The organism is Micrococcus sp. HSID17227, assembly GCF_003989405.1.
GTDB lineage: Bacteria > Actinomycetota > Actinomycetes > Actinomycetales > Micrococcaceae > Micrococcus > Micrococcus luteus.
In genome coordinates this window covers 1-25,326 of record NZ_RBLN01000010.1, presented here as the reverse complement: position 1 = coordinate 25,326, position 25,326 = coordinate 1, and the positions used below count along the sequence as shown (strand labels likewise).

Annotated in this window: 29 protein-coding genes and 4 pseudogenes; 24 read left to right on the top strand and 9 right to left on the bottom strand. The window is 69.1% G+C overall.

Annotated features, from left to right (window positions below):
• Positions 1 to 109: 109 nt before the first annotated feature.
• The 3 genes and pseudogenes from D8M29_RS01510 to D8M29_RS01500 all read left to right on the top strand — a co-directional run.
• Positions 110 to 658, top strand: a pseudogene (locus D8M29_RS01510) (O-acetyl-ADP-ribose deacetylase); the annotation flags it as partial.
• Positions 655 to 1,206: a YdhK family protein gene (locus tag D8M29_RS01505; RefSeq protein WP_370450139.1), complete on the top strand. Its 552-nt coding sequence runs from the start codon at positions 655 to 657 to the stop codon at positions 1,204 to 1,206. The pseudogene D8M29_RS01510 and the gene D8M29_RS01505, both read left to right, overlap by 4 nt.
• Positions 1,207 to 1,356: 150 nt before the next feature.
• On the top strand, positions 1,357 to 1,818 hold the full coding sequence (locus D8M29_RS01500; RefSeq protein WP_036317045.1) for an Hsp20/alpha crystallin family protein: 462 nt from the start codon (positions 1,357 to 1,359) through the stop codon (positions 1,816 to 1,818).
• A gap of 111 nt (positions 1,819 to 1,929) precedes the next feature.
• Here the strand turns inward: D8M29_RS01500 and D8M29_RS14070 are convergent.
• Positions 1,930 to 2,277: pseudogene (locus D8M29_RS14070) on the bottom strand (GMC oxidoreductase); the annotation flags it as partial.
• A 401-nt stretch (positions 2,278 to 2,678) separates the two neighbouring features.
• On the opposite strand from D8M29_RS14070, the gene ychF reads away from it, so the two are divergent.
• The 8 genes from ychF to D8M29_RS01455 all read left to right on the top strand — a co-directional run bounded on the left by ychF (position 2,679) and on the right by D8M29_RS01455 (position 10,742).
• The gene (gene ychF / locus D8M29_RS01490) at positions 2,679 to 3,764 is read left to right on the top strand and encodes a redox-regulated ATPase YchF (RefSeq protein ID WP_127434975.1); all 1,086 of its coding nucleotides are present in this window, start codon (positions 2,679 to 2,681) and stop codon (positions 3,762 to 3,764) included.
• A 537-nt stretch (positions 3,765 to 4,301) separates the two neighbouring features.
• Positions 4,302 to 4,913 carry a hypothetical protein gene (locus tag D8M29_RS01485; protein WP_127434976.1) on the top strand — a complete coding sequence of 204 codons (612 nt, stop codon included), beginning with the start codon at positions 4,302 to 4,304 and terminating at the stop codon, positions 4,911 to 4,913.
• Positions 4,914 to 4,921: 8 nt separating this feature from the next.
• Positions 4,922 to 5,647, top strand: coding sequence for a trans-aconitate 2-methyltransferase (locus D8M29_RS01480; RefSeq protein ID WP_161972192.1), 726 nt, complete (start codon positions 4,922 to 4,924; stop codon positions 5,645 to 5,647).
• 516 nt (positions 5,648 to 6,163) lie between these two features.
• Entirely contained in the window at positions 6,164 to 7,069 is a 906-nt protein-coding gene (locus tag D8M29_RS01475; protein ID WP_127434978.1) for an Abi family protein, read from the top strand.
• Positions 7,070 to 7,163: 94 nt separating this feature from the next.
• Positions 7,164 to 7,844: a hypothetical protein gene (locus D8M29_RS01470; protein ID WP_127434979.1), complete on the top strand. Its 681-nt coding sequence runs from the start codon at positions 7,164 to 7,166 to the stop codon at positions 7,842 to 7,844.
• A complete protein-coding gene (locus D8M29_RS01465; protein ID WP_127434980.1) occupies positions 7,837 to 8,958 on the top strand; it encodes an ImmA/IrrE family metallo-endopeptidase in 1,122 nt (373 codons plus the stop codon). The genes D8M29_RS01470 and D8M29_RS01465 overlap by 8 nt, the downstream gene beginning before the upstream one ends.
• Positions 8,959 to 9,040: 82 nt before the next feature.
• A complete protein-coding gene (locus tag D8M29_RS01460) occupies positions 9,041 to 9,934 on the top strand; it encodes a hypothetical protein (protein WP_127434981.1) in 894 nt (297 codons plus the stop codon).
• Between the two features lie 487 nt (positions 9,935 to 10,421).
• Positions 10,422 to 10,742, top strand: coding sequence for a hypothetical protein (locus D8M29_RS01455; protein WP_127434982.1), 321 nt, complete (start codon positions 10,422 to 10,424; stop codon positions 10,740 to 10,742).
• A gap of 312 nt (positions 10,743 to 11,054) precedes the next feature.
• Here the strand turns inward: D8M29_RS01455 and D8M29_RS01450 are convergent.
• The 4 genes and pseudogenes from D8M29_RS01450 to D8M29_RS01440 all read right to left on the bottom strand — a co-directional run.
• A pseudogene (locus D8M29_RS01450) lies at positions 11,055 to 11,471 on the bottom strand (phosphatidylinositol kinase); the annotation flags it as partial.
• Between the two features lies 1 nt (position 11,472).
• Entirely contained in the window at positions 11,473 to 11,838 is a 366-nt protein-coding gene (locus tag D8M29_RS14345) for a glycerate kinase (RefSeq protein WP_255420484.1), read from the bottom strand.
• Positions 11,774 to 12,628: a glycerate kinase gene (locus D8M29_RS01445; RefSeq protein WP_236649688.1), complete on the bottom strand. Its 855-nt coding sequence runs from the start codon at positions 12,626 to 12,628 to the stop codon at positions 11,774 to 11,776. Before D8M29_RS01445 ends, D8M29_RS14345 begins: the two co-directional genes overlap by 65 nt.
• 29 nt (positions 12,629 to 12,657) lie before the next feature.
• A complete protein-coding gene (locus tag D8M29_RS01440; RefSeq protein ID WP_127434983.1) occupies positions 12,658 to 14,061 on the bottom strand; it encodes a GntP family permease in 1,404 nt (467 codons plus the stop codon).
• Positions 14,062 to 14,246: 185 nt separating this feature from the next.
• On the opposite strand from D8M29_RS01440, the gene D8M29_RS01435 reads away from it, so the two are divergent.
• From D8M29_RS01435 to D8M29_RS01420, 4 genes are all read left to right on the top strand, one after another.
• Complete coding sequence (locus D8M29_RS01435; RefSeq protein WP_036340860.1) at positions 14,247 to 14,507, top strand: type II toxin-antitoxin system Phd/YefM family antitoxin; 261 nt, start codon at positions 14,247 to 14,249, stop codon at positions 14,505 to 14,507.
• Positions 14,508 to 14,762, top strand: a complete 255-nt coding sequence (locus D8M29_RS01430; RefSeq protein WP_041103932.1) for a Txe/YoeB family addiction module toxin — start codon at positions 14,508 to 14,510, stop codon at positions 14,760 to 14,762.
• 1 nt (position 14,763) lies between these two features.
• Positions 14,764 to 15,330 carry a mismatch-specific DNA-glycosylase gene (locus tag D8M29_RS01425; RefSeq protein ID WP_036340854.1) on the top strand — a complete coding sequence of 189 codons (567 nt, stop codon included), beginning with the start codon at positions 14,764 to 14,766 and terminating at the stop codon, positions 15,328 to 15,330.
• Positions 15,331 to 15,522: 192 nt separating this feature from the next.
• A complete protein-coding gene (locus D8M29_RS01420; protein WP_078025880.1) occupies positions 15,523 to 15,768 on the top strand; it encodes a hypothetical protein in 246 nt (81 codons plus the stop codon).
• A 13-nt stretch (positions 15,769 to 15,781) separates the two neighbouring features.
• On the opposite strand, the gene D8M29_RS01415 is transcribed toward D8M29_RS01420, so the two are convergent.
• From D8M29_RS01415 to D8M29_RS01405, 3 genes are read right to left on the bottom strand one after another with little or no spacing between them, the layout of a single operon-like run.
• A complete protein-coding gene (locus D8M29_RS01415; protein ID WP_036340845.1) occupies positions 15,782 to 16,564 on the bottom strand; it encodes an SCO1664 family protein in 783 nt (260 codons plus the stop codon).
• Entirely contained in the window at positions 16,564 to 17,106 is a 543-nt protein-coding gene (locus tag D8M29_RS01410; protein WP_036340843.1) for a DUF3090 domain-containing protein, read from the bottom strand. The genes D8M29_RS01415 and D8M29_RS01410 overlap by 1 nt, the downstream gene beginning before the upstream one ends.
• The gene (locus tag D8M29_RS01405) at positions 17,103 to 17,828 is read right to left on the bottom strand and encodes a histidine phosphatase family protein (protein WP_152744175.1); all 726 of its coding nucleotides are present in this window, start codon (positions 17,826 to 17,828) and stop codon (positions 17,103 to 17,105) included. Before D8M29_RS01405 ends, D8M29_RS01410 begins: the two co-directional genes overlap by 4 nt.
• Positions 17,829 to 17,951: 123 nt before the next feature.
• On the opposite strand from D8M29_RS01405, the pseudogene D8M29_RS14450 reads away from it, so the two are divergent.
• From D8M29_RS14450 to aqpZ, 4 genes and pseudogenes are all read left to right on the top strand, one after another.
• Positions 17,952 to 18,053 (top strand): annotated as a pseudogene (locus D8M29_RS14450) (ABC transporter ATP-binding protein); the annotation flags it as partial.
• Positions 18,054 to 18,086: 33 nt separating this feature from the next.
• Positions 18,087 to 18,347 (top strand): hypothetical protein, encoded by a 261-nt coding sequence (locus D8M29_RS01400; RefSeq protein ID WP_238693312.1) that lies wholly within the window; start codon positions 18,087 to 18,089, stop codon positions 18,345 to 18,347.
• 9 nt (positions 18,348 to 18,356) lie between these two features.
• Positions 18,357 to 18,836 (top strand): NUDIX hydrolase, encoded by a 480-nt coding sequence (locus D8M29_RS01395; protein WP_036316396.1) that lies wholly within the window; start codon positions 18,357 to 18,359, stop codon positions 18,834 to 18,836.
• A 265-nt stretch (positions 18,837 to 19,101) separates the two neighbouring features.
• Complete coding sequence (aqpZ, locus tag D8M29_RS01390) at positions 19,102 to 19,884, top strand: aquaporin Z (protein WP_080695007.1); 783 nt, start codon at positions 19,102 to 19,104, stop codon at positions 19,882 to 19,884.
• Between the two features lie 23 nt (positions 19,885 to 19,907).
• Here aqpZ and D8M29_RS01385 read toward each other — a convergent pair whose 3' ends face one another.
• Positions 19,908 to 20,708 (bottom strand): formate/nitrite transporter family protein, encoded by an 801-nt coding sequence (locus tag D8M29_RS01385; protein ID WP_078025878.1) that lies wholly within the window; start codon positions 20,706 to 20,708, stop codon positions 19,908 to 19,910.
• A 7-nt stretch (positions 20,709 to 20,715) separates the two neighbouring features.
• On the opposite strand from D8M29_RS01385, the gene D8M29_RS01380 reads away from it, so the two are divergent.
• From D8M29_RS01380 to D8M29_RS01360, 5 genes are all read left to right on the top strand, one after another.
• The gene (locus D8M29_RS01380; RefSeq protein ID WP_010080497.1) at positions 20,716 to 21,546 is read left to right on the top strand and encodes a patatin-like phospholipase family protein; all 831 of its coding nucleotides are present in this window, start codon (positions 20,716 to 20,718) and stop codon (positions 21,544 to 21,546) included.
• 28 nt (positions 21,547 to 21,574) lie between these two features.
• Positions 21,575 to 23,227 carry a ribosomal protection-like ABC-F family protein gene (abc-f, locus tag D8M29_RS01375; RefSeq protein ID WP_036340837.1) on the top strand — a complete coding sequence of 551 codons (1,653 nt, stop codon included), beginning with the start codon at positions 21,575 to 21,577 and terminating at the stop codon, positions 23,225 to 23,227.
• An 85-nt stretch (positions 23,228 to 23,312) separates the two neighbouring features.
• Complete coding sequence (locus D8M29_RS01370; protein ID WP_069941694.1) at positions 23,313 to 23,996, top strand: type 1 glutamine amidotransferase domain-containing protein; 684 nt, start codon at positions 23,313 to 23,315, stop codon at positions 23,994 to 23,996.
• Between the two features lie 41 nt (positions 23,997 to 24,037).
• On the top strand, positions 24,038 to 25,048 hold the full coding sequence (locus tag D8M29_RS01365; RefSeq protein ID WP_069941693.1) for an NADP-dependent oxidoreductase: 1,011 nt from the start codon (positions 24,038 to 24,040) through the stop codon (positions 25,046 to 25,048).
• 26 nt (positions 25,049 to 25,074) lie between these two features.
• The coding region (locus tag D8M29_RS01360) for an alpha/beta fold hydrolase (protein ID WP_238693311.1) at positions 25,075 to 25,326 on the top strand (252 nt) is incomplete at its 3' end.

The following is a 25,326-nucleotide window of genomic DNA, read 5'->3' as shown; positions in this document are numbered from 1 at the left end:
AGCGCTTGCTTCCCAAGCAAGATACGCGGGTTCGATTCCCGTCGCCCGCTCCACACCACGACGGCCCCGGGCCCCTCACGCGAGGGACCCGGGGCCGCGTCGGTCCACACCGTCGCGCTCAACGGCCACGCACGCGGACGCCGTCGTCAACGCCGCCAACTCCACCCTGCTCGGCGGCGGAGGCGTGGACGGCGCCATCCACCGGCGTGGCGGTCCCGAGATCCTGGCCGAGTGCCGCCGCCTGCGCGAGACCGACCTGCCGGAGGGGCTGCCCGCCGGCCAGGCCGTGGCGACGACGGCGGGGCGCCTGCCCGCGCGCTGGGTCATCCACACGGTGGGCCCGGTGTGGGCCAAGACGATCGACAAGTCCGACACCCTCGCCTCGTGCTACCGCGAGTCCCTGAAGGTGGCGGCCGGGCTCGGCGCCCGGACGGTCGCGTTCCCGGCGATCTCCGCGGGGATCTACGGCTGGCCCATGGAGGACGCGGCGCGGATCGCCGTCGAGACCTGCCACGCGATGGCGGACGAGGTGGGCGGCACCGTGGACGAGGTGCTGTTCGTGCCCTACGGCGACACGGCGGAGGCCGCGTTCCGTGCGGCGCTCGGGCACCTCGAGGCCCCCCAGACCACCGATGACGAAGGAGACACCGGACGATGACCATGCGTTTCTGGACCAGGACCGTCGCCGTGACTGCGGCGAGTCTGCTCGCGCTCACCGGCTGCGCGACGGGAGGGGAAGAGGCGGCGACGTCGTCCTCCCACGGCGGGCACGCGGGCCACGCGATGGACGGCGGCCCCGCCCCCGAGGGCATCGAGCCCGCCGCGGACCCGGCCCACCCCGTGGACACCGAGGTCACCCTCATGGCGGACCACATGCCCGGGATGGAGGGGGCCGCCGCCACCGTCGTGGGCGCGTACGAGACCACCGCCTACTCCGTGGACTACCGGCCGACGACGGGCGGGCCCGAGGTGACGGACCACAAGTGGGTCGTCCAGGAGGAGCTGGAGGACGCGGGCGCCGAACGCCTGCCCGACGGCGCGGCGGTCACCCTCGCGGCTGACCACATGCCGGGCATGCAGGGTGCGGAGGGCACGGTGCACTCCTCGACGGATGAGACCGTCTACATGGTGGACTACGAGTCCGACGGCATGCGGATGAGGAACCACAAGTGGGTGGTGGAGAGCGAGATCGCCTCGGCGGGCTGACCCCGGGCCGGGAGGGTCCTGACCGCCCGCCTGGAAGTTGATCGAACTTCACGTAGATTTCTGGAATAGGCTCGCCGGGCGTGCTGTTGTAGTGGTCAGACGCCGCGGTGTCAGCGGCGCCCACCCGAATACCGAGGAGAGTGAACCGACATGGCCCGTCCTATCGATCCGTTCCGTGAGATGGAGCGCCTGGTGAACGGTCTGACGCCCCGCGCGACCGGCACCGTGTCCATGCCCATGAACCTGTACCGCGAGGGCGACGTCTTCGTCGCCGAGGTCGAGCTGCCCGGCGTCGACCCGGCCTCCATCGACGTGGACGTGGAGGAGCGCACCCTCACCGTCCGCGCCGAGCGCAAGGAGGACCCGGCCCGCGAGGACCGACGCTGGCTCACCCGTGAGCGTTCCGCCGGCACCTTCGCCCGCCAGCTCACCCTGGGCGAGGGCCTCGCCCTCGACCGCATCCAGGCCGACTACAGCGACGGCGTCCTGACCCTCACCATCCCGGTGGCGGAGCAGGCCAAGCCCCGCAAGATCTCCGTCACCCACGGCGGTGCTGCCCCCGTGGCCGGGCAGACCGTGGAGGGCGAGACCGCCGAGACCACCGGCGAGTGACCGGCCTCTGACGGAGCCGCGCGCGGCCGGCGTGACCAGCGCGCGGTCCGTCCCCCGAACGCAGATGCGGCGGGCCCCCCCACCGGGGGCCCGCCGCATCTGCGTGGCGGTCACGCGCAGCCCCGTCACGCCCTTGACGCGCAGACGGGCGTCGAGCGGGCTCATGGCGTCGTCCTCGGCGCCCATGCGCACCGAGCCCACCGGGTGGTACACGGTGTTGTGGGTGCGGCGCACGTAGTCGGCGATCTCCTCGTCCGTCTGCGCCTGCTCGCCCGGGGCCAGCTCGCGCCCCGCCCACGCCGCCATGGCCGGCTGGGAGACGATCTCCCGGGCCAGCCGGATGCCGGCCACCGCGACGGCCATGTCGTGGCCCTCCGGGTCGGTGAAGTAGCGCGGGTCCACGGCCGGCTTGTCCCGGTAGTCGTTGGAGCGCAGGCGCAGGGTGCCGCGGGACTTGGCGAGGGGTGGACCCGGTGGCCCAGCGGTCTCGGCTGTCGCCCTCTGGTCGGCAGACACAGGTGTGCGTCCTCTCGTCGGGGTCTGGGCGGCCCGTCCACCCTACGGATCGGTCATCTGGGCGGGGATGCGTGCTGGGTGCTGCGGGTCTCTGGGTTCCGTGGGCGCGTGGGGGCGGGGGGCTGGGGCTGCCGGGCCCCGTGGCCGCCGGGCCTCTGGGTTCCGTGGGCAGGAGAGCGAAGGTTTCTGCCCCCGGAAGCGAAAACCCTGCCGGTTCTGCCCCCGGAACAGGGGAGAGCGCGCTTTCTGCCCACGGAGCGGGCGGGGCTGCCGGTTCTGCCCACGGAACGGGGCCGGTGCGGGACGCCTCCGCCGCGGTGGGCCCGCCGGTAGACTGCCGGACTGTGGCTTTGACTATCGGATTCGTGGGACTGCCCAACGTGGGCAAGTCGACCCTGTTCAACGCGCTGACGCGCCAGACCGTGCTCGCGGCGAACTACCCGTTCGCGACGATCGAGCCGAACGTGGGCGTGGTGAACCTGCCGGACGAGCGGCTGCCCCAGCTGGCCGAGATCTTCGGCTCCGAGCGCATCCTGCCGGCCACGGTGTCCTTCGTGGACATCGCCGGCATCGTGAAGGGCGCCTCCGAGGGGGAGGGCCTGGGCAACCAGTTCCTGGCGAACATCCGTGAGGCCCACGCGATCGCCCAGGTGGTGCGCGCGTTCGACGACGGCGACGTCGTCCACGTGGACGGCAAGGTGGACCCGGCCTCGGACATGGAGACCATCAACACCGAGCTGATCATCGCGGACATGCAGACCGTGGAGAAGGCGATCCCGCGCGTCGAGAAGGAGGTCAAGGGCAAGAAGAAGGAGCCCGCCGACCTCGAGGCGCTCAAGGCCGCGCTCGCGGTGCTGGAGCGGGGCGAGACCATCTTCGCCGCGAAGGACAAGGACAAGCTGGACATGGACCGGCTGCGCGAGCTGAGCCTGCTCACCGCCAAGCCGTTCATCTACGTGTTCAACTCCGACGAGGGCGTGCTGGGGGACGAGGCCAGGCAGCAGGAGCTGCGCGATCTGGTGGCCCCCGCCGACGCCGTGTTCCTGGACGCCAAGCTCGAGTCCGACCTCGTGGAGCTCTCCGATGAGGAGGCCGCCGAGATGCTGGAGATGGCCGGGCAGGACGAGTCCGGGCTGGACCAGCTGGCCCGCGTCGGCTTCTCCACCCTCGGCCTGCAGACGTACCTGACGGCGGGGCCGAAGGAGACGCGCGCCTGGACCATCCCGGTCGGCGCGACGGCGCCCGAGGCCGCCGGCGTGATCCACACAGACTTCCAGCGCGGCTTCATCAAGGCGGAGATCGTGAGTTTCGACGATCTGATCGCTGCCGGGTCCATGGCCGACGCCAAGGCCGCTGGCAAGGTGCGCATGGAGGGTAAGGACTACGTCATGAAGGACGGCGACGTGGTGGAGTTCAGGTTTAATGTGTAAATACCCCGTATTTCCAGGGGCTTAGGCGCATCTGCTCTCACCTAAGATCAAGACTCGCGTTCCGATCTAACGTTTTAGTGCGGTCAGGAGCGGCTGTAGCCCAGGCTGCGGTTGTTCTTGGGCACGTGGCGGCTCGGTCCCATCCATGAAACTCGACCGGATGGATGTCGCGACTGTGCTACACGATCGGTGCGCTTGGACGCCCTGACACTCCTCGAGGTGTGACTTGTATTCACGGGAAGCTGTACTGCCGGACCGACTTGCTGACTCAAAAATCGGCCTGTCTCAATATTCGGATCCCGACACCCGAGGAGCTCACGGCGTTGTGTCGGCGCTGAACTAACCGTCTCCCTTCACCCCGTGAGAGCAGTCGGAGGATCTCGTCCCGGCTTCCGTCTGCCATTCACTGGCGGTGCCGCCTGGCTTCTGTGTTCCACGATCCGAATGTGGATGGTAGCTCGCGCCAGCGCCAGGGAACTAGCGCCAGGATCCGCCGTTCGGCATAGTAGGACATCGCCGTGGCTATAGCATTAGCTCGTGATTAGGACCATCCTCGCGCAACTCTCAGCGGTTGCCTCGATCGTGCTGACAGTGCTGTTGGCTGGCTCTTTGCGAGAACTGCTCATGACACCCTGGAAGGTCATCCTGGTCGTGGTTGTCGTGGCGGTCGCCATCTCGCTAGCTCTGTGGGAAGTGATCACTGCCGTGCGGTCGCGGCCCATTGCGTACAAGGGAAAGAAACGCAACGAACGCATCCAGAAGTACATGGCGAATCTCACGAGGTTCGATGGGCAGTGCGTCGTTTCATCCAACGATCTGAGCTGGGTGTCAGGCGAAGCGTACGAGATGCTCATGAAGAAGGCGGCAGAGCGATCCCTGGTGCTGGTGATGCCGAGAGAAAACGAGATGAGCCGTGAGCTCGTGGCGGCCGGCGCGGAGGCGCGCTATTACGGTGACGAAACGTTCCGGCTTCGGAGTAGATTCACAGTCGTTAACTCGAACAGGGCTGACGCATGGGTGGCTGTCGGATATGGGCGCAAAGGCGCGCACATGATCCGGGAATTCCACTCCAGTGACGACCCGACGCTGAACATGGCAAAGGACTTGATTGACATGGCCCGCCGTCTTGCAGAGAAGGGGGCAAGGTGACTGAGCCCGTGAAGTTCTACGATCACAAGGACGAGGCTGACATCGTTCGCGAATGGGATTCAATCGCCCCGATCCGTGACCGTCAGGTCGCACTGCATCAGGACACGTCGTACGAGCGCGTCCTCGAACCGTGGATTCTCGGGCGGGTCGATCGTTCAACTGCGAAGCGCATAGTCGACGTCGGGTGTGGGACGGGGCGGCTCACATCGAAGCTGGCGATCAGGTCTAGTGAAACGCTGGGGATCGATCCGAGCGCCGTGAGCATTGGACTGGCTCGCGCTCACGATGATGTGACGCGATTCGAGGTCGCGACCGCTGAAGAATGGGTGCGCCGAAGCTCCGATGCACGGTTCGACTTGGCTGTGGCGAACATGGTCCTCATGGACGCGCTTGATCTGGATGGGATCGTCGGTGCCCTTGCGGCGCTCGCGCGCGGTGGAGTAGTGCTCTCGACTATTGCTCACCCGGCCTTCTGGCCAATTTACTGGGAGTATGCCGGCAGTGACGGGTTCAGTTACCTCGATGAGAAGGTGGTTGAAACCCCATTCAGGACGAGCTCGCAGTCCTACGGGCTGGTGGCAACTCACGTGCACCGGCCAATCGAGATGTACCTGCGTTCATTCCGTCAGCACGGGCTAACAGTGACCGCGTTCGAAGAGCTGCGGGGACCGGAAAGCATCGAGAAGTTCCCCTATCCGCGGTTCATTGGCATCGAAGCCTCGGTGCTGCCGTGACATGGCTCCCGTAATGGAGCGGGCACGAGGGGTTGTGATCGCGCCGTGGCACTCATTACGGTGAGCCTTGCCAACGGTTGCACGGCGACTAATAAACCGCCATGTCTCAAAACTCTGATGCCGGCAGCTGAGGAGCTCACGGCGTTGAGTCAGCGCTGGACATGCTGTCGCCGTCACTCTGTGAAAGCAGCCGGCTGACCTCGTTCCAGCTCCCGTCTGCCAGCCACTGAGCGTACCGCCGAGCTGCCGACTGGCCCGCGCGGGCTGCTCAGAGGAAGATGTCGCCAGCGTTTCGTGATGTTCTCCAGCCGTGGCGATGTGGTGGAGTGGAGGTTCGCGCTCTAACGTGTGCCAGCAGTCGAGATGTCAGCAGTCCGGGGCACTGACTTGCCAGGCAGTGCTCGTCGCTCGATGGTGGCTGTGGGCCGCGTCTGCTACACTGAGGCCAATCGACCCCCTCCCAAGCCTCTCGCAGAAGCTCAAATGGGAGGGGCCTCTTTCTTTCCGGGGTCCTGCATGAAGCCATCGCTGTCCTGGGACGAGCAGGTAACCCTCATGATTAGCCGGGGCCTGGCCGTCCCTGATGCCGCCGAGTGCGCACTTTTCCTCGCAGCGGCGAACTACTATCGCTTCTCCGGCTACGCCCGGTACTTCCAGAAGGCCCCTCACCTCGGCGACGACGGCTTCCGGCCAGGCTGCATGTTCGAGGAGATCCGTGCCGTCTACGACGCCGACGAGGCGCTGCGCATCGCGCTCGTCCGGCCGCTGGCCCGCGTCGAGCTCATGCTCCGATCGCACACCGCCCGGGTCATCGCCGACGAGCACGGTCCCTACGGCCGGTACCTCGAGCAGGACTTCTACACCGACGTCGGCGACCGGGAGCCGACCGTCGAGGCGTGCCTACGCGACATCGAGCGCAGCCGGGACCGCCACATCCTGCGCTACCGGGGCGCTTGCGGCGACCGCGCTGACTTCAGCGAACTGCCCGTGTGGTCGGCCGTCGAGGCCTGGTCGTTCGGCACCCTGTCGAAGGTGATCGAGCGAGGAGCCGGCGGCACGCTGGCCGACTCCGTTGCCACGAGCATCGGCGTCGCCAAGGCTGGCTTCGCCTACCGGGTGAAGGCCCTGGTCTACCTGCGCAACCGGTGCGCCCACCACAGCAGGCTGTGGCACCACTCCGTGATCGACGCCGGCCCGACCCCGAACAACGTGAGAAAGAAGGCCAAGAGGGAAGCCGGGCAGTTCGAGCCTAGGTCCGTGCTCGACGTCATCGCCTCTCTCGACGACATGGCTGCCCGCGGCGGTGTCGCCAACCCTCTGCTCCCGAAGCTCGCGGCTGAGCACGACCGGGCCTCGGAGTTCATGCAGGGCCTGGCCAGGCCCCAGAGTCCTCGCGACCACGCACGGGACACGCCGAGGTGATCTGCTGAAGCGCTCGTGCGTGAATCGTGTGCCATACTGAAGTTGCTGTCCTTGCCGAATCCGCGGCTCTGGACGCGGATTCAGGAGGTACACGATGGTTCCGCACTCGCCTGCCGAGGCACTTGGCAGTCACGCGTCCGGCGTCCGTGATTTGCTCGTCGAGGTCGTTCGCTCTGTGCACGGCAGGTTTGCCGAGGCACACCTGGTGTCGGAGTCGCGATACGCGATCGACTTCGGCAGCCAGTGGCGCGATCTGCTCGCCGATGCCAATGAGGCGCTCGTTGACAAGGGCTTCCAGTCGCACAAGCTTCGACCGGCGGGATACAAGCTCCCCGTCGTCAACGACAGCTTGATCTACGTCTGGCGCATCCCGGACTCGGCTGACCCCGGTGACTTCGCGTCGAGTCTGACGAAGAAGAACGGCTTCTCTGCTCAGCCGCCCGACCCGACCTTGTTCGATCCCGTCATCGGAGACGCGCCCGATGAGTCCGGCCAGCCCGGGCTCGAGCGCGTGGTGCGAGCCGCCGGCGAAGTGATGCCGGTGGTGCTCGTCATCGTCCACTCCTCTCCCCGGCAGCTGCAGTCGATCGAATGGGCCGTCGCCGAACTCGACGAGAAGACCGGCAAGGTCAAGCGCCACGGCCAGGAAGCCATGTGGGAGCCGGAGCTCGTCGAGGCAGACGCGGCATCGGCTGGCGAGTCGTTCGACAGCGGCACCCCGGTGCCGCCTGGTATCGAGCCGCGAGAGCAGGAAGGCGTAGACCCGGATGCGTAATGACACTCCCAGCCTGTTCGACGTCTCGGGCTCCGGGCAGACGCACGGACGCTTCGAGCCGGCGAGGCTGACCCAGGCTCGCGTCCGCCGCTCTGTGACCAAGACCGATCTGGCCGCTGAGGTGGGCGTGTCCGCCGCTGCAATCGGTCAGTACGAGGCCGGCGTCAACTCGCCGCGACCCGATGTCCTCGACCGCCTGGCGAAGGCGCTCGACGTCCGTCCTGGATTCTTCGGCGTCGGACGTCCCCTGGCGCGCATCGACACCATTAACGCGCACTTCCGGAGCCTGCGGGCGGCCAAGGTGAGCGACCGTCAGAAGGCGCTGGCCACGGCGACGCTGGTGTGGGAGCTGACGTTCGCGCTGGAACGGCACGTGAAGCTCCCGGAGGTCGACCTCCCGGCCGCCCCTGCCGGTACCACGCCTGCTGAAGCTGCTGCCATCTTGCGCCGGCATTGGGGTCTGCCCGATGGTCCGGTTAAGCACCTGGTCGCCACGGCCGAGTCCCGAGGCATCGTGGTCGCCGTGCGACCCCTCGCCGAGATCGACACCGTCGATGCCTTCTCCGTCGTCATCGTCGACCGGCCGATCATCATCACCACCCCGCGTCGGACTGAGAACGTGTTCAGGCATCGGTTTTCGATCGCGCACGAGATCGGGCACCTGCTGCTGCATGTCGACATCGGCGAGCACAGCGCTGCCATGGAGAAGGAGGCGGACGAGTTCGCTGCCGCGTTCCTCACTCCGGCTGCGTCCATGGACGCAGCCCTGCCGCAGCGGCTCGATCTCGCTGCCCTCGACCGCCTCGGCAGGACATGGGGGGTCTCAACGACCTCTTTGATACGTCGGATGGTCGAGCGCGGGCGCACCACCGAGTCCTCGGCACGGCGTGCCTACCAGCGGCTGTCGGCTGTCTACGACTCCAAGGCCGACCCGACCAGCGCCTATCCCGGCGAGGTGCCAACGCTGCTGAGAAAGGCCGCTGACCTCGCCGGTGACCACGGAGCGCCCGTGCCGGCGCTTGCCGAAGCGTTGAAGATCAGCCCCTACCTGGTGCGCGACCTGCTGGGCGATGCCGACGAGCGCCCAGTGCTCCGCCTCGTCGGCAGTGACTGACCCTCCGGTCCCGCCGGGTGGGGGCTGACCTGCCCAGGCACGGCTTTGTCTCTCATCACCAACCAACGAAGGACCTTCATCGATGGCCTATCCCACCCTTGCGCTCCACCTGCTCATCTCGGCACCGGGAGACGTGCCCGTCCAGGACATGGCGGCCATCCGCAAGACGATCAGCCAGTGGAACCTCAACCTCGGCCGCGTCGTCGGCCTCACCGTGCTACCCGTGTCCTGGACCGAGCACGCGGTCGCCGAGTTCGGGGACCGCCCTCAGGCCATCCTCAACGACCAGATCGTTGAGGAGGCGGACTTTGCTGTCGCTCTCTTCTACGACCGCCTGGGCACTCCGACCGGTGAGGCAGATTCGGGTACGGCTGAAGAGATCAAGGTCCTCGTTCAGGCTGGCAAGTCGGTGGCGGTACTGGTGAATGCGTCCGCCAGACCGCCTCTCGGTGGTTCAGCCCTTGAAGAGCGGAAGCGCCTGACCGCGTACCTGACTGACCTGCGTAAGACAGCCCTCGTCTTCGAGTATGCCAACGAGGGCGACCTCATTAGCCACCTCAACAACTTCTTGAGCAGGGCTACTGCGCAGTTCCAACAGTCCGTCGACGCCTCTAAGGATGAGGAACCGGCAGGGCCGGACCCCTCGGAAGGCGTGTGGCCGCGAGCCGAGGTTCGCGAGAGCGTGAAGACGGACAACAAGGGTCGGCTGAAGACCCAGCGGCACTGGTCGCTCGTGCTTCACAACACCTCGCGGGGACCGGCGTCCGACGTGGACTTCCAGTTCCTGGACCTGCCGGAGAATGCGATGTTCCACGTGTATCGTGAGGAAGGTCCGCTCGGTACCATCCCGCCAGGTCAGGAAGCACGGTTCCCTCTGCTGCTCGCCATGGGGTCGCCAGACGCAGTCGATTGCCTGGTCACGTGGACCGACGCCTCGGGAAACGCCAGGGAGACGAGGGCAACAGTCCGAACCTGACGTTCCTAACCGTGGTGACGTGGTGGAGTTCCGGTTCAACGAGTGATGCATTGTCTCACTCCAGGTTCACGCAGTAAACTTGGGGTATGCCCACCGAACTGTCTCTCGAGAAGATGCAGTGAAGCCGAAGAATCCGGGTCCACTCCTGTCAATGTCAATACTGGAATCGACGAGATTGGGCCTGGGCTGATGAGCGACACGTAAGCCGGCAAAATGCTTAGCGTTTCTTGACGAAAGCAGGGTGACGCTCGCCTCATCCAATGGATTGGATAATTCGACTAAGGCTGAAGTTTTTAAAGAGATATCTATGTTGCTCTCGTCTGCCCCGAGGGTGATCATCCATCGTGACCGAGACTTTTTAACTGATATTGAGGTTGACCAATGGGGCCAGCCGCATACTTCGCGTGGAATCGAGGTTTTCAGTCCCCCGCTCTGCGATACGGAGTCATATTTCGCCACGTCCGCGCATGTGTCAAAGGTAACGGGCGTGACCGCGGAGGAAGCCACTTCCCTGATTGACTCGACTATCGAGGAGCGTGTAGACGAACTGCGCGATAAGTTTCGCAGAAAGCGTCAGGTTGCAAGCAGGACATTGAACGCCGATGGTGGGGGGCCTATTACGGACGATCTCTGGCCGGAGGGGAGTGGCCCGAAGCCGGAGCAGGTGTATGGCAAAGACCTTGTAAAGTGGCTCAATGCGAAACTTCAGCAGAGGGGTCTTCTGGCTCCCAAGAAGTCGCTTCTGGACGTCTTGAGCGATGAGTTAGGTCGCCACCTGGAGACACTTCTGTCGCGCCCGGAGGGTTAAAGATGAATATAAACCCAATGGTCCTTGTGAAAGTTTAAGCCTCTAGTGCAAGCGGTCAATAGGCGGAAACGCGGCATGCTCTGGTGTGCCTACGGTATGGGCGTTGTGATCGTGGAAAATGCCTCGGTGCAGCAGGGGTCGAGGCTTGTCCTGATCGCGTTTCATGGGCTCAAACTTAGAGGGAGAAAGTCGTCGGACTTGTGCATAAGGTGGGGGGTGACCGGGGACGTACCTGCGGGATCGCCTACCTCGGGCGGGGTGGGGAGGTATTACGTTGTCTCGCTGGGCCGGACCGGCGCCGAAGGTGGCCTGTCAAAACAGCGGCCAGGGCACGGCCGGCGTCAGCCCGCCCGGGGCGGGGAAGATCCCGTCGTCGAGCAACCGGGTGCAGTGCTCGGTGAGGGCCGCGATCTCCGAGGCGCTCAGCAGCCCGGCGAGCTGACGCCCCGGCTCGCCGTCGAGCCCGTCGAGGACCCGGGCGACGCCGTCGCGCTTCTCCTCGGTCAGCTTCTCGGCCAGCCATCCCCACAGGACCATGCGCAACTTGCCCTCCACATGGAAGGCCAGACCGTGGTCCACGCCGTAGCGGTGACCATCGGGCATGGCGAGGATGTGGGCGCCCTTGCGGTCAGCATTGTTGACGAGCACGTCGAACACCGCCATCCGGCGCAGCGCCGCCGAGTCCCCGTGGGCCAGGACGAGCCGATTCCCGTCCCCGTCCTCACCCTCCTCAACGTGTGAGCCCGGTGGGGGAGCAGGCCATCACCAGCCGCCCGACGTCGCGGGCGGTCGCGGTCAGGTCCTCTGCCGTACGGCGGATCGCTGTCGCCAAGTCCTGGGGCCCGCGGCCAATGGGCACGATCGCGGTGATGCCCTCGTCGTAGAGGGCGTCCGCGTCCTGTCCCACGGATCCGGCGAGGACGATCACCGGGATCGCACGGTCGGCTGCGCGCACGGCCTGAGCCACACCGATCGGCACTTTCCCGGCCAAGGACTGGCCGTCAATGCGCCCCTCCCCGGTGATGACGAGGTCAGTTGTCTTCACGAGGTCGTGGAAACCCGCCGTCTCGAGGACGACATCGATACCTGGCTTCAAGGTGGCTCCGATGAAGGCGTGCAAGCCACCGGCGAGACCCCCCCGCCGCTCCCGAACCGGGGAGCGCATCGATCGCGACCCCGAGGTCCCGCTCGACGACACCCGCGAGATGGACCAGTCCGGTGTCCAGGCTCGCCACTGATGCAGGATCCGCCCCCTTCTGGGGGCCGAACACGTGGGCTGCACCCTGCGGTCCCGTGAGGGGGTTGCTGATGTCGCACATCACCTCCACGTCGACGTCGCGGAGCCGGTCTCGTGCCGGGGTGGAGTCGATCCGCGCAATCCGGGTGAGGGTGTCGCCGGCCGGGACGAACTCCTCACCTGCGGCGTCGAGGAACCGGACGCCGAGGGCCGCGGCAGCGCCCGTGCCGCCGTCCGTCATGGCGCTCCCGCCGGCCCCGACGATGACTCTGCGCGCGCCAGCGGACACCGCGTCGAGGATCTGCTCGCCGACCCCGAACGTCGTGGCCCGCCCCGTGTCCTCGCGTCCGGAGGCGAGCGGGAGCCCGGCACATGAGGCGGTCTCCACCACCGCCACGTCCGGGTCGATCAGTCCGTAGTGGACAGGCACGCGTTCGCCGTAGAACACCCCGCAGACGGTCGCGGATCGCAAGGCGCCCCCTGCGGCAGCCACGAAGGCCTCGACGGTGCCCTCCCCGCCGTCGGCGATGGGCACCACGAGGACCTCGGCGTCGGTGACCGACGCGAGACCCGTCGCGATCGCGGAGCCCGCCTCCCGCGACGACAGGGCCCCCTTGAACGAGTCTGGGATGACGATGATGCGCTGCACGCGTGGATCTCCTAAGTCAGGTGACGGGGTCAGACGAGGACGAGGCCGAGGAGCCAGATGAACACGATGGAGGTGAGTCCCAGCAGGAGCGTGACCATCGTCTGGGTACGGTAACCCTGCGAGGGCGTCATGCCGCTGAAGTTGGTGACCACCCAGAAGTACGAGTCGTTGGCGTGGGAGACGGTCATGGCGCCGGCCGCAATGGCCATGACCACGAGCGCGCTGGCCACCGGGGTCTCGAAACCCAATGCAGGCATCATCGGGAAGACCATGGCCGACGTGGTCGTGAGTGCCACGGTGGAGGAGCCCTGCGCGGTCTTCAGGACGGCGGAGACGAGGAAGGGGAAGAACAGTCCGATGACCGACAACTGTGCAGCGTTGCTCTCGATGAAGGTGACGAGGTCGGTGGCGGCGATGACGCGCCCCAGCACACCGCCGGCCGCCGTGATGAACAGAATGGGGCCGACGACCCGGAGGGTCTCCTCTGTCAGGTCGTAGAACGTCTCGCCACGGCGCACGCTGAACAGCAGGCCGACTGCGCAGAGGGTTCCGACGGCGAGCGCGATCATCGGCGTGCCGAGGAATCGGGCGAAGTCACCCGCGGGGCCGGTCCACTTCAGGACGGATGCGAGCGAGCCGAGAGCCATGAGCAGGATGGGGGCGATGATGGGCGCGAAGGACGCAGCGGTCCCAGGCATCCGCCCGTAGGACCGGCGAAGCGCGTCGTAGGCCGCCTCGAGCTCATCCGCGTCCTCCGTGCCGGTCTCCTCAAGGGAGCTCACCCTCTTGCCGATGTAGAGGGCGTACAGGTACGCGACGAGGAGTGCGGGGATCGAGACGAGGACGCCGAGGCCGATCACCAACAGAAGGTAGTCGCCGATGCCGAGGTTCTGGGCGGCTGCGATGGGCCCCGGGGTCGGTGGGATGAAGACGTGCGAGGTGTACAGGCCTGCCGCCAGGGCCACGGTCATCGCCACGGGTGACACCCCGGTGCGACGGGCCAGGGCCTTACGGATGGGGTTGAGAATGACGAATCCGGAGTCGCAGAACACGGGGATGGAGACCACCCAGCCCATGAGCTGCATCGCCAGGACGGGGTAGCGCTTACCGACGACCCGTACGAGCGCGTCGGCGATCCTGAAGGCACCGCCGGTGCGCTCCAAGATGAGTCCGATGAGCGTGCCCAGGATGATGACGATGCCGATCGATGTGAAGATCCCGGAGAATCCCTCCCCGATCACGTCGGCGATGCCCTTGACGGGCGCTTCCCCTTCGGCGCCGGTCGACTTCACCAGCGGGATCCCACCGATGATCCCCAGGGCGAAGGCGACGACCATGATCGAGAGGAAGGGGTGGATCTTCCATTTGGAGATCATGACGATCATCAGGGCGACGGCGAGGATAAAGACGAGCAGAAACGGTATTCCAGTCATCGGAAGTCCTTTGTGCGGCAGGGGATTCCAGCCGGAGTAGGACCGATGGGACTTCAGCGGCGATGTTCTGACGAACAGGGTTCGGCCGTCTCAATGGCCCTCTGCATCCCGCAGGGTGCCTCCTGAGTTCCACCTCACCGACTGGTACCATAAGCAAGTACCACATCGCACCCGAGGAGGCCAGCATGTCCATCAGCGCCAGTGAAGCCCGCAAGACCCTGTTCCCGCTCATCGAGCGAGTGAATGCGGACCGCGACGCCGTAGAGATCGTCTCCCGCAAGGGGAATGCCGTCCTCATGCCCGCGGACGAGTACGCCGCCTGGCAGGAGACCGCCTACCTGTTCCGCTCCCCGGCCAACGCCCGCCGGCTGCTGGACGCCTACGAGCGCGCCCGCGCAGGGAGCGTCGAGGAGCACGCTCTGGACCGCATGGACGGGGACGCCTGAGTGCGCCTCGTGTGGGACCGCTCGGCCTGGGAGGACTACACGCACTGGCAGACCACGGACCGCAAGGTCCTCAAGCGGATCAACACCCTCATCGACGCCGCCCTGCGTGATCCCTTCGACGGGATCGGCAAGCCCGAGCAGCTGAAGTACGGCGCGCCCGGGGCATGGTCCCGACGCATCACGGAGGAGCACAGGCTCGTCTACCTCGTCGACGGCGAGGACCTGATCATCCTCCAGGCGAGGTATCACTACTGACATGCGCTTCACCCAGGCCGAGCTCCAGCAGTTCCGCGACCGCACCGTCCCCGACCTGCTGCCGGACCCGCTGCGGCTGCTGTTCATCGGCATCAACCCCGGCCTGTGGAGCGCCGCCACCGGTGCGCACTTCGCCCGCCGCGGCAACCGCTTCTACCCGGCCCTGCACCGCGCCGGGCTCACCCGACACCTGGTCGACGCCTCCGACGGCTACAAGGCCGAGGACCTCGCCGAGCTGCACGCCCGCGGCATCGGGATCTCCAACCTCGTCCCGCGTGCCACCGCCCGCGCCGACGAGCTCACCGCGGAGGATCTCGCCGCCGCCCCCGCCCGCCTGGACGCGCTCGTGGCAGCGCATGCGCCGGCCGTCGTCGCCGTGTTGGGGGTGACGGCCTACCGGCAGGCCTTCGGACGTCCGAAGGCGGCGCTGGGGGAGCAGCAGACGCCGTGGCCGGGCACGCGGCTGTTCGTGGCGCCGAACCCCAGCGGGCTCAACGCTCACGCCACCCTGGACTCGCTCGCCGCGGATTACCGCGCGGCCGGTGCCGCGGCGGGGCTCGTGGACTGAGTGCACCCGCCGTCCCTGCGGCCGCGCTGGACGCCCGCTGGGATCTCCGATCGGGTGGGCGCCGTGCGCACACGAGTCACCATCTCGCTCGTGGGCCTCGGCCTGAGCGCCGCGGCCCTCGGGCGCTGCCAGACGTAGACGTGGACCTCGACGTGCTCCACAGATACCACCGTGCGCAGCTGCGGGATCTCCGTGTCAGGCAACGCGTTCCAGGACCTGCCCTTCCCCGTCTCCGGGCCGATCCTCGGCAGCGTCGGCGAGCGATTCCGGCTCGAGACGGCGAGCGATGAGGGGACGGCCACCTTCTCCGCCGGCGGCACCGAGGGGGGCACCTACTCCTGCGGAGCGGGGCAGACGCTCCTGATCGGCGACAGCGCGCTGCTGTGCCGCGCCGTCGGCGAGAACTCGCTGGACTTCACGATCAGCCGGCCGCGCTGACGCCTCAGGCCCGTCAGAACAGCGGCCAGGGCACGGCCGGCGTCAGCCCGCTCGGGGCAGGGAAGATCCCGTCGTCGAGCAACTGGGCACAGCGTGCGGCAAGGGCTTCGACTTCCTCGGCACCCAGCAGCTCCGCCAGCCCCTGCCCCAGCTCACCGTCGAGCCCGTCGAGAACCCGGGCGACGCCGTCGCGCTCCTCCTCGCTCAGCGCCTCGCCCAGCCACCCCCAGAGCACGGTCCGCAGCTTGTCCTGCACATGGAACGTCAGCCCGTGGTCCACGCCGTGGCGGTGGCCGCCGGGCATGGCGAGGATGTGGGCGCCCTTGCGGTCGGCGTTGTTGACGAGCACGTCGAACACCGCCATGCGGCGCAGCGCCGCCGAGTCCTCGTGGGCCAGGACCAGCCGATTCCCGCCCTCGTCCTCACCCTCCAGGACCGTGAGCCATCCCGAGGCCGGCACTTCGTCCGCCGGGAACAGGTCCACGGCGTCCTGCTCAGGATCCTGCTCCTGCCAGAGCTGCACCATGCCCTTACCGAACGGGCCGTCGCGCAGCCAGGTGCGCGGCACAATGTCCCACCCCAGCGCCTCGGACACCAGGGACGCGGCCACCTCCCGGCGGGCCAGGGTTGCGGCGGGGAAGTCCCAGAGCGGGGCCTCGCCGGCCACCGGCTTGTAGACCACCGGGGTGTCACCGATCGCGCCGAGGAACGTGGCGTTGGACGCCGTCGTGATGCGGCCGGTGAGCGTCAGCTCCCCGGACATCAGCTCGCCGGCGGGCACGTCCGCGGCGCTCATCAGGAGTCGGGGAGAGTGCAGTCGTGGCCGTCGGGGTCGATGGGCTGGCCGCAGTCCGAGCAGATCGGGCGCCCGGCGTCCACGACCTCCCGGGTGCGGCGGGCGAACGCCCGGGCGGCACCGACGGGCATCCGCACGCGCACGGCCTCGGCGTCCGCCTCGAGCGCCGGGGCGGCGTCGTCGTCGGTCAGCGGGTGCGCGTCGATGAGCACCTGCGCGGTGGTGGGGTCCCAGCCCAGGCCGATGGCCCCCACCCGGAACCACTCCTGCACCGGGTCCAGCGGATCGTTGTCCACGAGTTCCACGGGCGTGCTGGCCGGGACGCTGTGCGGATTGCCCTCCAACGCCATCAGATCGTCGAGGATCTCGTCGAGCATCTCCGCCATCAGGGCCGACTGCTGCTTCTCCAGGGCCAGGCTCACCAGCCGGGGCCCGGTGCGCACCTGCAGGTAGAACGTGCGGGCTCCGGGACGCCCGAGCGTCCCGATCACGACCCGATCCGGCCAGTCGAACTCATGGGCGGGGGCAGGTGCATCACTCATGCCACGATCCTAGGCGTCCGCTCGTCCACCGCGCCGGGGCCGGTGCCCGCGCCGCCGCCCACCGGGGCGTCGTCGGACGGGCCGAGGGCCGAGAGCCAGGACAGGTCCCCGGCGTCGGTGTTGGTCGCCCAGACCCGCGGGCGGCTCGGCCCGTAGCTCACGATGGACACGGAGGCGGGTCCCACCTCGATCCGCTGGAACAGATCCAGGTGCGTGCCGAGCGCGTCGGCCAGGATCGACTTGATGACGTCCCCGTGGCTCACCGCCACCCACACCGCCCCGGGCCCGTGCTCGGCCTCGACGGCGGCGTCGTGCCGGCGGATCGCCGCCACCGCGCGGGCCTGCATGCCCGCCATGGACTCCCCGCCGGGGAAGACGACGGCGGACGGCTGGGTCTGCACCGTCGCCCACAGGGGCTCGGTGGCCAGGTCGCTGAGCGCGCGTCCCTGCCACTGGCCGTAGTCGCACTCGGTGAGGTCGTCGTCGACCAGCGAGGGCACCGTCTCCGGCTGGCGATCGAGGAGGGCGTGGGCCGTCTGCGCGCACCGCTCCAGGGGGCTGGCCACCACTGCGGCCACGGGCACGGCCGCGATCCGATCCCCGGTGCGGGCCACCTGCTCCCGTCCATGATCGTCCAGGCTGACCCCGGGGGTGCGGCCCGCCAACAGTCCGGTCGCGTTGGCCGTGGTGCGGCCGTGCCGCACGAGAAGTACCGTCGCCATGGCCTCAGCGTAGCGAGGGGATGCCCGCCTCTCGCGGACAAAGCCTCGCGGCCATGACGCAAAGGGTCAGTGACGCAACGCGAGCACGCCTATGCCCGGCAAGGCTGACGCCCGTCTGCAGGCCTCGAACGCCCGGAGCAGGCCCTCGAGGCCTAGGACGGCGCCCTGCTGCTGGTCACCCACGACCGCCGCATGCTCGAGGCCGTCCGACTCGACCGCCGCTGATACCCTCCCCCGGTAGTCAACCTCCTGCTCTCGGTGACGTTCGCGTGCGGCGTGGCGATCGCCGGGCTCCACGTGGTGAACCGGCGGTTCATCGCGCCGATGTACGACGTCGTCCTCAACCTGGCCGCGTTCCTCGCCGCCGTCGCCTCCTCCGTGCTCCTGGGGCACGTGCTGCCCGCGGTGTTCGCCGCGCTGGCCGTGCTCGCCTGGCTGATCCTGGCCGTCCGCACGGTGCGCGCCCGCCGCGCGGGCCACGAGCCCGCCGGCCCGCGCCCCGCCGGCGCCCGCCTCTAGGCTGGCGCCATGTCCTTCCTGATTCCTTCCGTCCCCGTCTCCTGCGGCTGCCTCCTCTTCGACGAGGCCGGCCGCCTGCTCGTGCTCAAGCCCACCTACAAGAAGGGGTGGACCATCCCCGGCGGGATCATGGAGGACGACGGCGAGACCCCCTGGGACGGCTGCCGCCGCGAGGTCCGGGAGGAGACGGGCCTGGAGGTGACCGCCGGGCGGCTCGTCGCCGTCGACACGCGGCCCAGCAAAGCCGACGGCCGGACCGGCCTGCGCTTCCTCTTCCGCGCCGTCCACCCGCTCACTGCCGCGGACGTCGCCGCCATCGGCCTGCAGGAGGACGAGGCCTCCGAGCATCGCTTCGTGACGCGCCAGGAGGCCCGGAAGCTCCTGCGCCCGGCGATCGCCCGCCGCGTCGACGCCGCCTGGGACGCCGCGCACTGCGTCTACCTGGAGGACGGGCGTCCCGCCGCGGGGGTGGATCAGCCGGCGGGCTGAGGCCCGGCCCCCGGCCGGACGAGCGGTGCCCGGCGGCGTCCCCGTCCTGGATGAGGGCCGCCGTCTGATCTGCGGAGGTGATCGTGGCGGCCCGGCCAGGAGAGTGGACGCGGGACGAGACGGTGCGCCCAGGCAACGGCGGGACGGTCCCACGGACGGCGCTGCCGTGGCAGCGGAAGAGGTCGAGGACCCTCCGGGGAGGATGCCCCGGCTCGGGTACCGTAGCGAAAGGATCCCACCCCCCAGACCTTCTGACAGGACCACCATGAACGACTCCCCGCTCGTCTCCAAGCTCTCCGCCGAGCTCCTCGGCACCTTCGTGCTCGTCTTCGGCGGCGCCGGTGCGGCCGTGTTCTCCGCCTCCGTGATCGACGACGCCACAGGCGTCAACATGGGCATCGGCTTCCTCGGCGTCGCCCTCGCCTTCGGCCTGACCGTGGTGGCCATGGCCTACGCCGTAGGCCACATCTCCGGCGGTCACTTCAACCCGGCCGTCACGCTGGGTGCGGCGCTCGCGGGTCGTCTGCCGTGGAAGCTCACTGTGCCGTACTGGATCGCCCAGCTCGTGGGCGGCGTGGCGGCCGGCGGCGTGCTGCTGGCGATCGCCTCCGGTCGTCCGGGCTACTCGCTTGCGGAGAACGGCCTGGCCACCAACGGCTATGGCGAACTCTCGCCCGCGGGCTACTCGATGGGCGCGGTGTTCCTGACCGAGGTGCTGCTGACCGCCGTGTTCCTCTACGTCATCCTCGGCGCCACGGACCGCCGTGCTCCGTCCGGCTTCGCGCCGCTGGCCATCGGCCTGACCCTCACGCTGATCCACCTGATCTCCATCCCCGTGTCGAACACCTCCGTGAACCCCGCTCGCTCCTTCGGCGTGGCCCTGTTCGCGGGCGGGGACGCCCTCGGCCAGGTCTGGCTGTTCTTCGTGGCCCCGTTGTTGGGCGCCGCGGTCGCCGGTCTCAGCTACCGCTTCGTCTTCCCCAACACCTCCCGGGTGACCGAGGAGCTGCCCGAGCCCGCCGCCGACGGGACGCGGGACGCCGTCTGATCCCTGTCATTCGGGCCCTGCCCTCACCGCCCCGTCTCTTCCCGCACCTCCTTGGAACGCAGCAGGCGCGGCGCCGTCGTCAGCGCCAGCCCGCCGAGGATGTTCAGGGGGATCACCCACCACACCCAACTGAGCCACTCGAGCCACCCCACGCCGTGCGCTCCGGACAGGATGGCTCCGATGATGAGGATCGAGTCCATCACCGAATGGAAGAGCGAACCGCCGGCGAGGACGATGGCTCCGGCGACGGACGCGACGATCATCGCCGTCGGGCTGTCCGTCCCGGCCTGCATCCGCGTCACGAGGGTGATCGCCACCCCGGCCAGGACCGCCAGGGCGGCGCCCTGCCAGCTGAAGCCGATGTCCAGGAAGTGGTGGGCGCTCTCGGCCAGGGTGCCGTGCAGGTCGGGGAACCCCGCCACCACGAGGGCGATCATCACGGTGCCGCCGAGGAGGTTCATCACGAGGGTCACCGCCCACAGACGCAGCAGCTCCATCCACGTGCCCCGGCCGGCGGCGATCGCGGTGATCGGGTAGTAGAACCCCTCCGTGAAGAGCTCGGAGTGGGCGAGGAACAGGCTGACCAGGCCGATGGAGAACGCGAGTCCGGCCAGAAGGTGGCTGCCCGTCTCGTGGAGCGTGAGCAGGTACGCGAGCAGGCCGATCGTGATCTCGACGCCGCCCAGGAACCCGGTGGTCGTCAGGACGGTGAGGGACCGATGCAGGCGTTCCGCGCCCTCGTCTGCCGCCGCCCTGTGGGCCGCCGGCCTGCCGGAGACGGACTGACCGGCATCGCTCCCTTCACGGTCATGTCCGTGGCACACTGGGCCGATGATGCATGACGAACGGCCCACGGGTCGGCTGGGCCTCGCCCTGGGCGGCGGAGGAGCGCGCGGGCTGTGCCACATCGGGGTCTGGCGGGTGCTCGAGGAGCTCGACATCCGCCCGGACGTGCTCGCGGGAACGAGCATGGGCGGCCTCCTCGGCGCGCTCATAGCCGCCGGTCATGACGCCGCCTCGCTCGAGAAGATCGAGCGGAGCGTGGACTGGCCGCGGCTCATCAACTGGGGCCTGACCGGCGGCATCCTCTCCAGCGAGAGGCTGCGGGCCTGGCTCCGCGAGCTGCTCCCGGACACCTTCGAGGAGCTGCAGATTCCCCTGGTGCTCACCGCGGCCGACGTCGTCGAGGGCCAGACCCGCTACCTGCACACCGGGGACCTCATCACCGCGATCCAGGCGACCACCGCCTACCCCGGCGCGCTGGAGCCGGTGACCGTGGGGGACTCCGTGCTGGTGGACGGCGGCATCCTCAACCAGATCCCGGTGGACGGGGTGCGCTTCCTGGGCGCGCAGCGGGTGATCGCCGTCGATGCCACCACGCTCGAGCCCCTGGAGCGGCCGGAGCCCGGGGCGCGCACCCGCACCCGCCGTTCGCCCGCCACGTCGCTGCGCCAGGCCATGCGGGCGATCGACGTCATGCAGGCCCAGCTCACCACCGTCCGGCTCTCGCTCTACCGGCCGGACGTGCTCATCAGCCCGCCGATCGAGGGGATGACGGTCGCGGACTTCCGCAGCTCCGGCGTCGCCATCGCGGCGGGAGAGGAGGCGACGCGCGCCCGGGCCGAGAAGCTCGTGGAGCTCAGTCGCGGCAGAATGGCCTGACGCCCGCCGCACTTCCGTCAGGAGCACCATGACCGCCACCCTTGTCGCCTCCGGCCTCGCCGGCGGCCACGGCCACCGCACGCTCTTCGAGGATCTGGACCTCACGGTCGCGCCCGGGGACGTCGTCGGCGTCGTGGGGGCCAACGGCGCGGGCAAGTCCACCCTGCTGCGCATCCTCGGCGGGGACCTCGCGCCGCAGGCCGGCACGGTCAGCCTGGCCCCGGCCGACGCGTTCGTGGGCTGGCTGCCGCAGGAGCGCGAGCGGGTGCCGGGGGAGACGGTCGCCGGGTACATCGCCCGCCGCACCGGCTGCGCCGAGGCCACTCGAGAGATGGACGCCTCCGCTTCGGGCCTGGCGGACCCGGACGTCACGGACGCCGCCGCAGACCGCTACAACACCGCCCTCACCCGCTGGCTGGCCTCCGGCGCCGCGGACCTGGAGGAGCGCATCCCCGCCGTCCTGGCCGACCTCGGCCTCGACCTCTCCGCCTCCCCGGAACAGGTCCTCATGACCTCCCTCTCCGGTGGGCAGGCCGCCCGCGTCGGCCTCGCCGCGCTGTTGCTCTCCCGCTTCGACGTCGTGCTCCTGGACGAGCCCACCAACGACCTGGACCTCGACGGTCTGACCCGCCTGGAGGCCTTCGTGCAGGAGCTGCGCGGCGGCGTCGTGCTGGTGAGCCACGACCGCGAGTTCCTGGCCCGCTGCGTCACCCGCGTCCTGGAGCTCGACCTCGCCCAGCGCACCAACCGCGTCTACGGCGGCGGCTACGAGGCCTACCTCGAGGAGCGGGCCACCCTGCGCCGCCAGGCCCGGGAGAAGTACGAGGAGTTCGCCGAGCAGAAGCAGGACCTCGTCTCCCGCGCCCGCATCCAGCGGGAGTGGTCCAGCCAGGGCGTGCGCAACGCGATGAAGAAGTCCCCGGACAACGACAAGCTGCGCCGCAGGGCCAACAGTGAGTCGAGCGAGAAGCAGGCCCAGAAGGTCCGGCAGATGGAGAGCCGCATCGCGCGCCTGGAGGAGGTGGAGGAGCCGCGCAAGGAGTGGAGGCTGGAGTTCACCATCGGTGCGGCGCCGCGCTCCAGCTCGGTGGTCGCCACCCTCAACGACGCCGTCTTCCGGCAGGGAGGCTTCACGCTCGGCCCGGTGTCCCTCCAGGTGAACGCGGGGGAGCGGATCGGCATCACCGGGCCCAACGGGGCCGGCAAGTCCACCCTGCTGCGCGCGCTGCTGGGCCGCCAGGCCCCGGACGAGGGCACGGCCGCCCTGGGGTCCAGCGTGCAGATCGGGGAGATCGACCAGGCGCGCTCGCTGCTGGCCGGGACCGTCCCGCTCGCCGCGGCCGTCGAGGCGCTCGTGCCCGAGATGGCCTCCGGGGAGGTGCGCACCCTGCTGGCCAAGTTCGGCCTCAAGGCCGACCACGTGAACCGCCCCGTGGACGAGCTCTCGCCCGGCGAGCGCACCCGGGCATCCCTGGCCCTGCTCCAGGCCCGCGGGGTGAACGTCCTGGTGCTCGACGAGCCCACCAACCACCTGGACCTGGAGGCCATCGAGCAGCTCGAACAGGCCCTGGAGACCTATGAGGGCGCCCTGCTGCTCGTCACCCACGACCGCCGCATGCTGGACACCGTCCGCACCGACCGTCGCTGGCAGGTCCAGGACGGGCGGGTGACGGAGCGCTGACGACCCGGGCACCGTCACCCTTGCCCGAGATTCGGTTGTGTACGACCATGAGAGTTCAGTCCCCACCGACGAAAGGGCCCCAGACATGTCCCGCATCCTGATGATCCTCACCTCGCACGACCAGCTGGGCGACACCGGCCGCAAGACCGGGTTCTGGCTCGAGGAGTTCGCCTCGCCCTACTATGTCTTCACGGACGCCGGCCACGAGGTCACCCTCGCCTCGCCCCGCGGCGGCCAGCCGCCCATCGACCCGACGAGCTCGAAGCCGGAGATGCAGACCGAGGCCACCCGCCGGTTCGACCAGGACGAGGAGGCCAAGGCCGCCCTGGCCCACACCACGCCCCTGGCGCAGGTGGACGTGGACGGGTTCGACGCCGTCTTCTACCCGGGCGGTCACGGCCCGCTGTGGGACCTGGTGTCCGACGCCGACTCCACGCGGATCATCCTCGACAGCGACGCGGCCGGGCGCCCGCTCGGCCTCGTCTGCCACGCGCCCGGGATCCTGCACCCGATCACCGCCGCCGACGGCACCCCGTTCGTGCGCGGCCGTCAGGTCACCGGGTTCACCAACGGCGAGGAGGAGGCCGCCCAGCTGACGGACGTCGTCCCGTTCCTCGTCGAGGACTCGCTGATCGCCGCCGGCGCGGACTACCGCAAGGGCCCGGACGGGGAGAGCTTCGTGGTCACGGACGGCACCCTGGTGACCGGCCAGAACCCGGCCTCCTCCGCCGACGCCGCCCGCCGCCTCCTGGACCTGCTCGCGCGCTGACCCTCCACCGAGCCCGCCGCCCCGACCCCGAGGAGACCACCATGAGCACCCCCACCCGCACGCGCGAGATCCACCTCGCCTCCCGCCCCCACGGCGCCCCGACGCCGGAGAACTTCCGCCTCACGGAGGTCGAGCTCCCCGAGCTCGCCGAGGGCCAGGTCCTCGTGCGCAACACCGTGATGTCCGTGGACCCGTACATGCGCGGCCGCATGAACGACGTCGAGTCCTACGTGCCTCCGTTCCAACTCGACGCCCCCCTCGACGGCGGCGCGGTGGGCACCGTGATCGCCTCGCGCCACGCGGACGTGCCGGAGGGCACGTCCGTGCTCCACGGCCGCGGCTGGCGCGAGCACGCCGTCCTCGACGGCGACACCGTCCAGGTCGTGGACACCTCCCAGTTCTCGGACAGCACCTACCTGGGCGTGCTGGGCATGACGGGTCTGACCGCCTACACCGGCCTCGTGCACGTGGCCGAGATGCAGGAGGGCGACGCCGTCTTCATCTCGGGCGCCGCGGGGGCCGTCGGCTCGGTCGCCGGCCAGATCGCCCGCCTGCTGGGCGCCTCGCGCGTGGTCGGCTCGGCGGGCACGCCCGAGAAGGTGGCGCGGGTGAAGGAGCTGGGCTTCGACGCCGCGTTCGACTACCACGACGGCTCGCCCACCGATCTGCTGGCCGAGGCGGCGCCGGAGGGCATCGACGTCTACTTCGACAACGTGGGCGGCGACCACCTCGAGGCCGCCATCGCCGCGATGCGGGTCGACGGCCGCGTGGCGATGTGCGGCGCGATCGCCCAGTACAACTCGACGGAGCCGCCGGCCGCCCCGCGCAACCTCGCCCTGGCGATCGGCAAGTGCCTGACCCTGCGCGGCTTCGTCCTGCAGAAGTACGCAGCGCAGGTCCGCCCCGAGTTCCTGGAGCGCGTGGGCCCGTGGGTCGCCGCCGGGAAGATCCAGTGGGACGAGACCGTCCGGGAGGGGCTGGAGAACGCACCCCAGGCGTTCATCGACCTGCTCGAGGGTGCCAACACGGGGAAGATGCTCGTCCGGCTGTGACGGGCGACGGCGCACTCGGGGGCGGCATGGACACCTTCCGGCATCAGGGCCTGACCTTCGACGTCCGCGACGGCGGGCCGGCCGAGGGGGAGGTGGTCCTGCTGCTGCACGGCTTCCCGCAGGACGCCACGTCCTGGAGGCATGTCGAACCGCTGCTGCACGCCGCGGGGCTGCGCACGCTCGCCCCGGATCAGCGCGGCTACTCCCCGGGGGCCGCTCCGCGGGCGACGGCGGCCTATCGCCTCCCGGCGCTCGTGGGGGACGCCGTCGCGCTGGCA

What these genes read in the sequence shown, in the direction of transcription:
- D8M29_RS01505 (WP_370450139.1), top strand. Translation starts at nt 655, where the DNA reads ATGACCATGCGTTTCTGGACCAGGACCGTCGCCGTGACTGCGGCGAGT.
- D8M29_RS01500 (WP_036317045.1), top strand. Translation starts at nt 1,357, where the DNA reads ATGGCCCGTCCTATCGATCCGTTCCGTGAGATGGAGCGCCTGGTGAAC.
- D8M29_RS01475 (WP_127434978.1), top strand. Translation starts at nt 6,164, where the DNA reads ATGAAGCCATCGCTGTCCTGGGACGAGCAGGTAACCCTCATGATTAGC.
- D8M29_RS01470 (WP_127434979.1), top strand. Translation starts at nt 7,164, where the DNA reads ATGGTTCCGCACTCGCCTGCCGAGGCACTTGGCAGTCACGCGTCCGGC.
- D8M29_RS01465 (WP_127434980.1), top strand. Translation starts at nt 7,837, where the DNA reads ATGCGTAATGACACTCCCAGCCTGTTCGACGTCTCGGGCTCCGGGCAG.
- D8M29_RS01460 (WP_127434981.1), top strand. Translation starts at nt 9,041, where the DNA reads ATGGCCTATCCCACCCTTGCGCTCCACCTGCTCATCTCGGCACCGGGA.
- D8M29_RS01440 (WP_127434983.1), bottom strand. Translation starts at nt 14,061, where the DNA reads ATGACTGGAATACCGTTTCTGCTCGTCTTTATCCTCGCCGTCGCCCTG.
- D8M29_RS01435 (WP_036340860.1), top strand. Translation starts at nt 14,247, where the DNA reads ATGTCCATCAGCGCCAGTGAAGCCCGCAAGACCCTGTTCCCGCTCATC.
- D8M29_RS01425 (WP_036340854.1), top strand. Translation starts at nt 14,764, where the DNA reads ATGCGCTTCACCCAGGCCGAGCTCCAGCAGTTCCGCGACCGCACCGTC.
- D8M29_RS01415 (WP_036340845.1), bottom strand. Translation starts at nt 16,564, where the DNA reads ATGAGCGCCGCGGACGTGCCCGCCGGCGAGCTGATGTCCGGGGAGCTG.
- D8M29_RS01410 (WP_036340843.1), bottom strand. Translation starts at nt 17,106, where the DNA reads ATGAGTGATGCACCTGCCCCCGCCCATGAGTTCGACTGGCCGGATCGG.
- D8M29_RS01405 (WP_152744175.1), bottom strand. Translation starts at nt 17,828, where the DNA reads ATGGCGACGGTACTTCTCGTGCGGCACGGCCGCACCACGGCCAACGCG.
- D8M29_RS01395 (WP_036316396.1), top strand. Translation starts at nt 18,357, where the DNA reads ATGTCCTTCCTGATTCCTTCCGTCCCCGTCTCCTGCGGCTGCCTCCTC.
- aqpZ (WP_080695007.1), top strand. Translation starts at nt 19,102, where the DNA reads ATGAACGACTCCCCGCTCGTCTCCAAGCTCTCCGCCGAGCTCCTCGGC.
- D8M29_RS01380 (WP_010080497.1), top strand. Translation starts at nt 20,716, where the DNA reads ATGATGCATGACGAACGGCCCACGGGTCGGCTGGGCCTCGCCCTGGGC.
- abc-f (WP_036340837.1), top strand. Translation starts at nt 21,575, where the DNA reads ATGACCGCCACCCTTGTCGCCTCCGGCCTCGCCGGCGGCCACGGCCAC.
- D8M29_RS01370 (WP_069941694.1), top strand. Translation starts at nt 23,313, where the DNA reads ATGTCCCGCATCCTGATGATCCTCACCTCGCACGACCAGCTGGGCGAC.
- D8M29_RS01365 (WP_069941693.1), top strand. Translation starts at nt 24,038, where the DNA reads ATGAGCACCCCCACCCGCACGCGCGAGATCCACCTCGCCTCCCGCCCC.